General features: G+C 75.6%; 12 protein-coding genes. 2 read left to right on the top strand and 10 right to left on the bottom strand.

Features of this window, described 5'->3' with window-relative positions:
- Position 1: 1 nt before the first annotated feature.
- The gene (tsaB, locus tag ACFYNO_RS04165; protein ID WP_388004885.1) at positions 2-673 is read right to left on the bottom strand and encodes a tRNA (adenosine(37)-N6)-threonylcarbamoyltransferase complex dimerization subunit type 1 TsaB; all 672 of its coding nucleotides are present in this window, start codon (positions 671-673) and stop codon (positions 2-4) included.
- Between the two features lie 158 nt (positions 674-831).
- Here tsaB and ACFYNO_RS04160 point away from each other — a divergent pair, with 158 nt between their 5' ends.
- Entirely contained in the window at positions 832-1410 is a 579-nt protein-coding gene (locus tag ACFYNO_RS04160; protein ID WP_388004882.1) for a hypothetical protein, read from the top strand.
- On the opposite strand, the gene ACFYNO_RS04155 is transcribed toward ACFYNO_RS04160, so the two are convergent.
- The 4 genes from ACFYNO_RS04155 to ACFYNO_RS04140 form a co-directional block, all read right to left on the bottom strand.
- The gene (locus ACFYNO_RS04155; protein WP_388004879.1) at positions 1356-1556 is read right to left on the bottom strand and encodes a hypothetical protein; all 201 of its coding nucleotides are present in this window, start codon (positions 1554-1556) and stop codon (positions 1356-1358) included. The genes ACFYNO_RS04160 and ACFYNO_RS04155 overlap by 55 nt on opposite strands.
- Positions 1557-1655: 99 nt before the next feature.
- Positions 1656-2156: a tRNA (adenosine(37)-N6)-threonylcarbamoyltransferase complex ATPase subunit type 1 TsaE gene (gene tsaE / locus ACFYNO_RS04150; protein ID WP_388004876.1), complete on the bottom strand. Its 501-nt coding sequence runs from the start codon at positions 2154-2156 to the stop codon at positions 1656-1658.
- 146 nt (positions 2157-2302) lie between these two features.
- The gene (locus ACFYNO_RS04145; RefSeq protein ID WP_388004873.1) at positions 2303-2578 is read right to left on the bottom strand and encodes a hypothetical protein; all 276 of its coding nucleotides are present in this window, start codon (positions 2576-2578) and stop codon (positions 2303-2305) included.
- Between the two features lie 6 nt (positions 2579-2584).
- Entirely contained in the window at positions 2585-2731 is a 147-nt protein-coding gene (locus ACFYNO_RS04140; protein ID WP_388004870.1) for a hypothetical protein, read from the bottom strand.
- 13 nt (positions 2732-2744) lie between these two features.
- Here ACFYNO_RS04140 and ACFYNO_RS04135 point away from each other — a divergent pair, with 13 nt between their 5' ends.
- Positions 2745-3533, top strand: coding sequence for an LPXTG cell wall anchor domain-containing protein (locus ACFYNO_RS04135; protein ID WP_388004867.1), 789 nt, complete (start codon positions 2745-2747; stop codon positions 3531-3533).
- A 15-nt stretch (positions 3534-3548) separates the two neighbouring features.
- Here the strand turns inward: ACFYNO_RS04135 and ACFYNO_RS04130 are convergent, their stop codons facing one another.
- The 5 genes from ACFYNO_RS04130 to glmS all read right to left on the bottom strand — a co-directional run bounded on the left by ACFYNO_RS04130 (position 3549) and on the right by glmS (position 9908).
- Positions 3549-4721 carry an alpha/beta fold hydrolase gene (locus ACFYNO_RS04130; protein ID WP_388004864.1) on the bottom strand — a complete coding sequence of 391 codons (1173 nt, stop codon included), beginning with the start codon at positions 4719-4721 and terminating at the stop codon, positions 3549-3551.
- A 7-nt stretch (positions 4722-4728) separates the two neighbouring features.
- Positions 4729-5913 (bottom strand): alanine racemase, encoded by a 1185-nt coding sequence (gene alr / locus ACFYNO_RS04125; protein WP_388004861.1) that lies wholly within the window; start codon positions 5911-5913, stop codon positions 4729-4731.
- A gap of 5 nt (positions 5914-5918) precedes the next feature.
- Positions 5919-7436 (bottom strand): NAD(P)H-hydrate dehydratase, encoded by a 1518-nt coding sequence (locus ACFYNO_RS04120; protein WP_388004858.1) that lies wholly within the window; start codon positions 7434-7436, stop codon positions 5919-5921.
- A 9-nt stretch (positions 7437-7445) separates the two neighbouring features.
- A complete protein-coding gene (locus ACFYNO_RS04115; protein WP_388004855.1) occupies positions 7446-7814 on the bottom strand; it encodes a holo-ACP synthase in 369 nt (122 codons plus the stop codon).
- A gap of 237 nt (positions 7815-8051) precedes the next feature.
- Positions 8052-9908 (bottom strand): glutamine--fructose-6-phosphate transaminase (isomerizing), encoded by a 1857-nt coding sequence (gene glmS, locus ACFYNO_RS04110; protein ID WP_388004852.1) that lies wholly within the window; start codon positions 9906-9908, stop codon positions 8052-8054.
- Positions 9909-9925: the final 17 nt, after the last annotated feature.

Here is a 9925-nt window from a genome sequence, read left to right as displayed (position 1 = left end):
GTCACGCCGGGAGCACCGCCTTGCCCCCCAGGACCGTCTTGTAGCCCGCCGGCACCTGGGCGTCCGGCCGGCGCAGGTAGAGCGGCGCGTTCGGCAGCAGCTCGCGCCCGGCCGCCAGCTCGCCGGCGGCGAAGTCGGCCAGCGCACCCGCCGACAGGTGCTCGGGGCCGTGCGCGCCGGGGAAGGTCTCGGGGTAGAGCAGCGCGCCCGCGCCGACCGACGCCTGCCGGACCGCCAGCTCGCCGGGCCGGTCCACCGCCGGGCCCGCGGTGCGGCGGCCCTCGGCGTCGTAGTCGGCCCAGTAGACCTCCTTGCGGCGCGCGTCGGTGGCGGCGGTGAACGGGCCGGTCAGCCCGGACCGCCGGGCCTGGTGGGCGATCGCGTCCAGGCTGCAGACCCCGTGCACCGGCAGCCCGAGCGCGTGGCCGAGCGCGGCGGCGGTGACCAGGCCGACCCGCAGCCCGGTGTACGGGCCGGGGCCGACACCGACCGCCAGGGCGGTCAGCTCGCGCTTGTCCACCCCCGCCTCGGCCAGCACCCGGCCGATCGAGGGCAGCAGCAGTTCGCCGTGCCGGCGCGCGTCGACCTGGTAGGTCTCGGCGAGCACGGCCGTGCCGTCGTGGACGGCGGCGGTGACGGCGGGGGTCGCGGTGTCGAAGGCGAGCAGCAGCACGGCTCCAAGGTTAGAGGGTCCGCCGCGACTCCCCGGAACCGGTCATTCGTGCCGGTACGGAACACACGTTCGCGGCAGCCGGGAGCAGCCGCCCGGACCTGGCAGGATGGTCACCGTCCTTCCAGCAGCACGGCCCTTCGGGCGGACGGGAGCGCACGGTGGCGAAGACGGGTCCTGGAGTGGTGGTCGCCGGTCTGACCCTGGCCGCGCTCGCGGTGGTGGCACTGCTGGCCGTGCAGGCGGAGGGCACCGCGGCCCCGGCCGCGGCGGCCACCCGGCCGAGCCCGGGGCCGACCTCCGCCGCACCCTCCGCCTCCGCCACGGCCGAGCCGAGTCCGAGCGCGCTGCCGCTGCCCTCGGCGGCCGCGATCGGCGCCACCCGGCGGGTGGTCTACTCGCTCTCCGCCAAGCAGGTCTGGCTGGTCGACCCGAAGAAGGACCCGCAGGTCCTGGCCGCCTTCCCGGTGGAGCCGGGCTCGGTGAGCCCGGCCGTGGGCAGCTACACGGTCTACTCCCGCTCGGCCGCCACCACCGGCACCGACGGCCGCCCGGTGGAGCACGTGGTGCGCTTCGCCCAGCAGAGCGGCACGGTCTTCGGCTTCAGCGCGGCGGTGGACGGCAGCACGCCGAGCGCCGACCCGCACACCAAGACCGGCGGCATCCGCGCCGGACGGCAGGACGGTCAGACGCTCTGGGACTTCGCCACCACCGGCACCCGGGTGCTGGTGGTCTCCTGATCCGCCTCGCTCGGCGGCGCGGCGGGCGCCGGTGGCGTGCAGACGGTGGCGGCCGCGGCGCAGGAGGCGAGCAGCCGGCGCATCGCCGGATCGCCCTTCGGCGCGGCGGGCCCGGTCGGCGGGGTGACGGGGGTGCTGACGGTCATCGCGACTCCCTAGTTAGGGTCACCTAACTGCAAAGCCCATCCCACCACGCCCGTGCCCCGTGCCGCAACACGTTCCCGACACGGTGTCGGGAAAAACCCTCAGCCGCCGAGCTCCGCCAGCCCCCCGCCGCCGGTCCAGCGCTCCCCCAGCCCGCTGACCCGCACCCGGCGCGGATCCCCGTCGTCCTCGCTCTCGCCCCCGAGCGTGCGCTCGATCCGCACCTCGAGCCGGCTCTCCGACAGCCCCTCGACCTTGCCCTCGCCCCACTCGACCACCACGACCGACTCGGGCAGCGAGACGTCCAGGTCCAGGTCCTCCATCTCGTCCAGCCCCCCGCCCAGCCGGTACGCGTCCACGTGCACCAGCGCGGGCCCGCCGACCAGCGAGGGGTGCACCCGCGCGATCACGAACGTCGGCGAGGTGACGGCCCCCCGCACCCCCAGCCCCTCCCCGAGCCCCCGGGTCAGCGTGGTCTTCCCTGCCCCCAGCTCCCCGGAGAGCAGCACCAGGTCCCCGGGCCGCAGCAGCGCGGCCAACCGCCGCCCGAGATCGGTCATCAGCTCCGGCGAGGGGACGGTGATGGTGGCGTGCGCGCCCATGGTTCCTCTTGTCTGCTCGTGTCCGTGCGGGGTCCGCGGCCTGCCCGCCAACCGTGCCACATCGGGGGCGGGCGGTGCACTGCGCGTGCGAAGGGTGCCCAATGGGACAGGAGTGAACCTGGTTATCCGATGATTACCCCGAGGCGCTAGGGTCCCCACAGCACATGTGAACTTCTCATCGAACTATCACTCACATCAGAGGATTTGATGAACATTCGTCTTGCGGCGGCCACCGTCCTCAGCGGTTCCGTCGCGCTGGCGGCCCTGACCGCCCCGGCCGCCCTGGCCCAGACGGCCTCGCCGAGCGCATCGCCCAGTGCCACCGCCAGCCCCACCGCCAGTGCATCCTCCTCGCCCTCGGCGTCGGCCTCGGCGACCACCAGCTCCGCACCGTCGGCGTCGGCCTCCGCCTCGACGAGCACCAGCGCTCACCCGACCACGTCGAGCAGCGCCTCGCCGAGCCCGACCTTCAACCTGCCGACCTCGAGCCCGAGCCCGACCACCGCGGCGCCGACCGCGACCGCGTCCGAGCCGAGCGTGCTCCCGACCGCCCCGACCTCCGAGTGGCCGGTCATCACCCTGCCCGGCGTGGACGACGCGACCAACTCGCGCGGCATCACCGGCGGCCCGCTGGTGCCCGGCGGCCAGCCGGTCGAGTTCACCGTGCGTATCGCCAACCCGGGCCCGCACGCCGTGGTCCTGTTCCCGACCCTGGTACTCGGCCCGATCGGGGGTAGCACCCTGGACCTCGCCCAGCAGAAGGTCGAGATCCAGTACCCGGGCCAGCCCTGGTTCAGCGCCGCCGCGCAGCCGGGATCCGGCGACAGCGACGCGACCTACCTGCTCACCCCGGCCCAGTCCTTCAAGGACAACTGGCTGATCGCGATGCCCGGGGGCTACGACGAGGTCAAGGTACGGATCTCCGTGACCGCCGACGTCAAGGTTCCGGGCGTGGCGTTCGCGGGCGTGCTGGCCCCGGGTTGGACCCTGAACGACCAGTACAACCCGACCGCCAGGGTCAGCTCCAGCAACTTCGGCTTCCTGGACATCCGCTCGTCCGCCCCGAGCAGCCCCGCGGCCACCGTGAGCAGCCCGCCGCCCACCTTCTCGCTGCCCAGCTCCGTGGCGAGCGCCGCGGCCGCCGCGCAGGCCGCCGTGCCGACCCCGGCCCCCGCCGCCGTGGCCGCCGCCAAGGCCGCCGACAAGTCGGTGCCCGGGACCGGCGCCACCGCCTCGCACACCGCCGGCGCCGGCCTCGCCTACACCGGCGGCGGCAGCGACAGCACCCCCATCGCCCTCGCCGGTGCGGCCGCCATCGCGCTCGGCGCCGGCACCCTGGTCGTCCTGCGCCGCCGCCGCAAGGGCAGCCACGCCTGACGGCGGGTCAACCCGTCAGTCGGCTCGGCTCTGGTCCGCGCCCAGCTCCCGCACCGCCTCCGGCAGCGGCAGCCCGGTGCGGACCAGCAGCCGGGCCAGCGCCCGGTCCACCTCCTCGGGCCGCTCCAGCAGCACCAGGTGGCCGGTGGCCGGCAGCAGTTCCAGCTCGGCGCCGGGCAGGGCCCGGGCGATCGCCTCGCTGTGCGAGGCGGGGGTGAGCAGGTCCTCGGTGCCGGCCAGCACCAGGACCGGCAGGTCGCGCAGGGCGGCCAGCGCGCCGGCCTTCTCGTGCGCGGCGAAGACCGGGTAGAACTCGGCGACCACGTCGATCGGCGTGCTGTTCAGCAACTGCTCGGCGAACCGCGCGACGCCGGGGTCCACGTCGCGGCCGCCGTTGCCGAAGGAGAACCGCCGGTAGAAGACCGCGGTGACGTCGGCGCCGGCCCGACGGGTGGCCTCCACCAGGCCGACCTGACTGCCCAGCAGCTTCACCACCCCCGGGCCGACCCGGCGCCAGACCTTGGTGCCGGTGGAGCTGAGGCCCAGGTCCACGGTGTCCCAGTCGCCCGCCGAGGTGCCGATCAGCGCCACCCCGGCCACCCGGCCGCCCGCCTCCGCGGGCCCGAACAGCTCCGGGTGCTGGTCGGCCAGCGCCATCACGGTCATGCCGCCCATCGAGTGGCCGACGAGCACCACCGGGCCCTCCGGCACCACCGCGTCGAGCACCGCCGCCAGGTCGCCGCCGAGCTGGTCGATGCCGGCCGGCCGGCCCGCCAGGTAGGAGCGGGAGCGCTCGGAGCGCCCGTGGCTGCGCTGGTCCCAGAAGACCAGCCGCAGCCCGCCGCGCAGCGCCGCCCGCTGGAAGTGGAAGCTGTCCTGGTTGAGGCAGTAGCCGTGGCAGAAGACCACGGTCGGCGCGCCCGGCACCGGCTCGGCGGGCTCGTCCACCTCGACCTGCAGTTCGGTGCCGTCCTCGCCGGCCACCCGCAGCGGCCGGCCGCGCAGCGAGCCGAACGGCGCCACGGCATCCAGCTCCTCGCGGGCCCGGCGGCGGGCCCGGCCCAGGGTGAGCCGTTCGATGGTGACGCCGGCGACGGCGCCCGCGGCCAGCACCCCCAGACCGATCAACCCGGCCCGGCCGATCGCCGGGGTGCTGCCGGCCGGGGAGGTGCCGCCGCCCTCGGTCATCGCCGGCTCACCCGCGGCCGGCGCCGAGGTAGCGGCGCGGCACCCGGGCGCCGATCCGGGTGACCACCTCGTAGGCGATCGTCCCGCTGGCCCGGGCCCAGTCCTCGGCGGTCGGCTCGCCGCGCTCGCCGCTGCCGAAGAGCAGCACCTCCTCGCCGGGCTCCGGGGTGTCGCCGCCCAGGTCCACCACGAACTGGTCCATCGCGATCCGCCCGGCGGCGGTGTACCACTTGCCGGCGATCTGCACCGGCCCGGCGCTGCTGGCGTGCCGCGGCACGCCGTCCGCGTAGCCGAGCGGCACCAGGCCCAGCGTGGTCTCGCCCGGCGTGTGGTAGCGGTGGCCGTAGCTGACGCCGTGTCCGCCCGGGACCCGCTTGACCAGCGCCAGCCGGGCGGAGAGCGACATCACCGGGCGCAGCCCGAAGTCGGCCGGGGCGCCCAGCTCCGGGATCGGCGAGACGCCGTACATCGCCAGTCCGGTGCGGACCAGGTCGTAGTGCGAGCCGGGCAGGGTCAGGGTGGCCGGGGAGTTGGCGATGTGCCGGACCTCGGGGCGCACCCCGGCCCGCTCGGCGTAGGCCAGCGCGGTGGCGAAGGCGTCCAGCTGGGCCTGGATCGAGGGGTGGCCGGGCTCGTCGGCGGCGGCGAAGTGCGACCAGATGCCGACCACGTCGAGCAGGCCGGCGGCCCGGGCCCGCAGCGCGGCGTCCACCAGGTCGGGCCAGTCGTGCGGCTGGGCGCCGTTGCGGCCCAGCCCGGTGTCGGCCTTGAGGTGGACCCTGGCGGGTATGCCGGTGGCCCGGACGGCGGCCAGCAGCTCGTCCAGCGCCCACTGGCCGCTGATCGAGATGTCCAGCTGGGCCCGGAGCGCCTGCGCCCAGGGCCCGCCCGGGGTCCACAGCCAGCACAGGATCCGGGCCCGGTCGGGGCCGATCCCGGCCGCCCGCAGCGCCAGCGCCTCCTCGGGGGTGGCGGTGCCGAGCCAGCGGACGCCCGCCGCCAGCGCCTCCAGGGCACAGGGCAGCGCGCCGTGGCCGTAGCCGTCGGCCTTCACCACGGCCATCAGGTCGGAGTGCGGCGCCCGCTCGCGCAGCGCGCTGAGGTTGCCGTGCAGTGCCGCCAGGTCGATCGCCGCTTCGGCGCGCACTCCGTCGGCGAGCATGGTGGTCCCGGTCGTGTTCGCGGTTGTCATCACTGTCAGTCTCCCAGACCTGCGGCGTTCTGCTGGCTGCCCCCCTGCGGTGCGGTCACGTTCCGCCAGGCAGCGGGGAGTGCCGCGGCGACCTGCTGGGCCGTGACGGGTGCTCCACCCCGGTCACCCACGGTGCTGGGGACGCCCGCGGAGCAGTGCCGGTTCCCGCCCGCGGCGGCCAGCCGGCCCGCCAGGCCGTGCAGGTAGGCGGCGGCCGGCGCGGCGTCGAACGGGGTCAGCCCGGCCGCCAGCAGCGCCCCGGCCAGGCCCGCCAGCACGTCGCCGCTGCCCGCGGTGGCCAGCCAGGAGGTGCCGGTCGGGTTCACCCGGGCGGCGCCGTCCGGCCGGGCGACCACCGTGGTGGAGCCCTTGAGCAGCACCGTGGCGCCGTACCGGTCGGCCAGCTCCCGGGCGGTGCGCAGCCGGGCGGCGGCGGCCCGCTCGGCGGTGGCCCCGCCGCCGAGCAGCCGGGCGGCCTCGCCGGCGTGCGGGGTGAGCAGGGTGGGGGCGGCGCGGCCGGCCAGCGCGGCGGGGCCGCGGCGGGCCAGCTCGGTCAGCCCGTCGGCGTCCACCAGCACCGGCACCTCGGCGGCCAGCGCCGCGTCCAGCGCCTCGGCGGTGGCCTCGCCGGAGCCGGGGCCGGCCACCCAGGCCTGCACCCGGCCGTCGCCGAGCAGTACCTCGGGGTGGCGGCGGACCACCTCGGCGGCCGGCCGGCCCAGGTAGCGCACCGCGCCCGCGCCGCCGTGCAGCGCGCCGGCCACCACCAGCAGGGCGGCGCCGGGGTAGCGCTCGGAGCCGGCCCGGACGCCCAGCACCCCGCGCCGGTACTTGTCGCTCTCGGTGCCGGGCCGGGGCAGCAGCGCGCCCAGGTCGGCGTGCTGCAGCGCCTGTACGGCGGCCTCCGGCGGCCGCAGCCCGATCGGCACCAGCTGCACCGGCCCGGCGTGCCCGGCCCCCGGGTCGATCAGCAGGCCGGGCTTGTGGGTGCCGAAGGTGACGGTGAGGTCGGCCCGGATGGCGGCGCCGGCCAGCTCGCCGGTGTCGGCGTCCACCCCGCTGGGCAGGTCGACGGCGACCAGCACCCCGGTCCGCCCGGCGGTGGCGTACGGCACGGCCTCCGGGCGGAGCCCGCCGCGGCCGCCGATCCCGACGATGCCGTCCAGGATCAGGTCGGCGCGCGCGAAGTCGGCCAGGCCGACCTCCTGATCCGTGGTCACCTGACCCCCCGTCGCCCGCAGCGCGGCCAGCGCCGCCGGGTGCGCCCGATCGGGTGAGAGCAGCACCGCGGAGACCGCCGCCCCCCGGCGGGCCAGCGCGGCGCCCGCGAACAGGGCGTCACCGCCGTTGTCACCGCTGCCGGCCAGCACCAGCACCCGGCTGCCGTAGACCCGGCCGCGCCGCTCGCGCAGCAGCCGGGAGCAGGTGGCGGCGAGGCCGGCCACCGCGCGGTCCATCAGCGGCTGGCCGGCCAGTTCGGCCTCGGCGGCCCGGACCTGTTCGACGGTGTGAGCGTGGCGCATGGCCCGACGCTACCCCTCCGCGATCACCACCGCAGTGGCCACACCCGCATCATGGCTGAGCGACAGGTGCCAGCCGCGCACCCCGAGTTCCGCCGCCCGGGCCGCCACCGTGCCGCTGACGTGCAGCGTCGGGCGCCCGGACGGCTCGGTACGGACCTCGCAGTCCTGCCAGGAGAGGCCCGGCGGGGCGCCCAGCGCCTTGGCGGCGGCCTCCTTGGCGGCGAACCGGGCGGCCAGCGAGGCCGCCGAGCGGGGCTCGCCCGAGGGCAGCACCCGCTCGGCGGGGGTGAAGAGCTTCTCCCGCATGGCCGGGGTCCGCGCCAGGGCGGCGGCGAACCGTTCGATCCCGGCGACGTCGATGCCCACGGCGATGATCACCCCGCCACGGTACCTACTCGACGGTGCCCACAGCGCCCGTCGGTCGGCGACGGCTCCGCCCGCCGGCGCTCACTCCACCGTCACCACAGCGCCTTATGGCCGGCTCCGGCTCCGCTCGCCGGCGCTCACTCCACCGTCACCACAGCGCCTTATGGCCGGCTCCGGCTCCGCTCGCCGGCGCTCACTCCACCGTCACCACAGCGCCTTATGGTCGGCTCCGGCTCCGCTCGCTGGCGCTCACTCCACCGTCACCGACTTCGCCAGGTTGCGCGGCTGGTCCACCTCGTGCCCCTTGGCGGTGGCCAGTTCGCAGGCGAACACCTGCAGCGGCACGGCGGCCACCAGCGGCTGCAGCAGCGTCGGGGTGACCGGGATCCGGATCAGGTGGTCGGCGTACGGCACCACCGCCTCGTCACCCTCCTCCGCGATCACGATGGTCCGCGCGCCCCGGGCCCGGATCTCCTGGATGTTGGAGACGATCTTGTCGTGCAGGATCGACCGCCCGCGCGGCGAGGGCACGACCACCACCACCGGCAGCCCCTCCTCGATCAGCGCGATCGGACCGTGCTTCAGCTCGCCCGCCGCGAAGCCCTCGGCGTGCATGTACGCCAGCTCCTTCAGCTTGAGCGCGCCCTCCAGCGCCACCGGGAAGCCGACGTGCCGGCCCAGGAAGAGCACCGAGCGGGCGTCCGCCAGCGAGCGGGCCAGCTCGCGCACCGGCTCCATGGTCCGCAGCACCTGCTCGACCTGCTTGGGCGCGTTGGACAGCTCCTTGATGACGGCCCAGATCTCGTCGCCCCACTTGGTGCCGCGCACCTGGCCCAGGTAGAGCGCCACCAGGTAGCAGGCCACCAGCTGGGTGAGGAAGGCCTTGGTGGAGGCCACCGCCACCTCCGGCCCGGCGTGGGTGTAGAGGACCGCGTCGGACTCGCGCGGGATGGTGGAGCCGTTGGTGTTGCAGATCGCCAGCACCCTGGCCCCCTGCTCCCGGGCGTGCCGCAGCGCCATCAGGGTGTCCATGGTCTCGCCGGACTGCGAGATCGCGATCACCAGGGTCCGGGCGTCCAGGATCGGGTCCCGGTAGCGGAACTCCGAGGCCACCTCGACCTCGCACGGGATCCTGGTCCAGTGCTCGATCGCGTACTTGGCGATCATCCCGGCGTGGAAGGCCGTGCCGCAGGCGACGATGACGACCTTGTCCACCTCGCGCAGCACCGCGTCCGGGATCCGCAGCTCGTCCAGGGTCAGCCGGCCGTCGGTGCCGATCCGGCCCAGCAGGGTGTCGGCCACCGCCTTGGGCTGCTCGGCGATCTCCTTGAGCATGAAGTAGTCGTAGCCGGCCTTCTCGGCCGCCGAGGCGTCCCAGTCCACGTGGTAGGCCCGGACCTCGGCCGGCGCCCCGGAGAAGTCGGTGACGGTGACCGCACCGGCCCGCAGCTCCACCACCTGGTCCTGGCCCAGCTCGATGGCCTCCCGGGTGTGCGCGATGAACGCGGCCACGTCCGAGGCCAGGAAGTTCTCGCCCTCGCCGACGCCGACCACCAGCGGCGAGTTCCGCCGGGCGCCGACCACCACGCCGGGCGCGTCCGCGTGCACCGCGACCAGCGTGAAGGCGCCGTCCAGCTGCCGGCAGACGGCCCGCATGGCCTCCGCCAGGTCGCCCTGGAACGCCTCCGCCAGCAGGTGGGCGACCACCTCGGTGTCGGTCTCCGAGCGCAGCGAGTGGCCGCGGTCGGCCAGCTCGGCGCGGAGCCGGGCGAAGTTCTCGATGATCCCGTTGTGCACCACGGCCACCTTGCGGTGGTCGTCGAGGTGGGGGTGGGCATTGGCGTCGGTGGGGCCGCCGTGGGTGGCCCAGCGGGTGTGCCCGATGCCGGTGGTGCCGCCGGGAAGAGGGGTCTCGGCGAGCGACTTCTCCAGATTGACGAGCTTTCCGGCCCGCTTGTCGGTGGCCAGGCTCCACTGCCCCGTGGAGTCGGCCGACTGAATGGCCACGCCTGCCGAGTCGTACCCTCGGTACTCGAGTCTCTGCAGGCCGGCGATGACGACGTCGAGGGCGCTCTGTGAGCCCACATATCCAACAATTCCGCACATATGCGACAGCATATGCG

It is taken from the genome of Kitasatospora sp. NPDC006697 (assembly GCF_042869935.1).
Classification (GTDB): Bacteria; Actinomycetota; Actinomycetes; order Streptomycetales; family Streptomycetaceae; genus Kitasatospora.
This window is presented reverse-complemented; position numbering and strand designations above follow the sequence as displayed.

Bases quoted from the DNA above. Each gene is read 5' to 3' on its own strand.
- ACFYNO_RS04130 (WP_388004864.1), bottom strand. From the start codon at position 4,721: ATGACCGAGGGCGGCGGCACCTCCCCGGCCGGCAGCACCCCGGCGATC.
- tsaE (WP_388004876.1), bottom strand. From the start codon at position 2,156: ATGGGCGCGCACGCCACCATCACCGTCCCCTCGCCGGAGCTGATGACC.
- ACFYNO_RS04120 (WP_388004858.1), bottom strand. From the start codon at position 7,436: ATGCGCCACGCTCACACCGTCGAACAGGTCCGGGCCGCCGAGGCCGAA.
- ACFYNO_RS04140 (WP_388004870.1), bottom strand. From the start codon at position 2,731: ATGACCGGCCACTCGGAGGTCGGGGCGGTCGGGAGCACGCTCGGCTCG.
- ACFYNO_RS04155 (WP_388004879.1), bottom strand. From the start codon at position 1,556: ATGACCGTCAGCACCCCCGTCACCCCGCCGACCGGGCCCGCCGCGCCG.
- alr (WP_388004861.1), bottom strand. From the start codon at position 5,913: ATGACAACCGCGAACACGACCGGGACCACCATGCTCGCCGACGGAGTG.
- glmS (WP_388004852.1), bottom strand. From the start codon at position 9,908: ATGTGCGGAATTGTTGGATATGTGGGCTCACAGAGCGCCCTCGACGTC.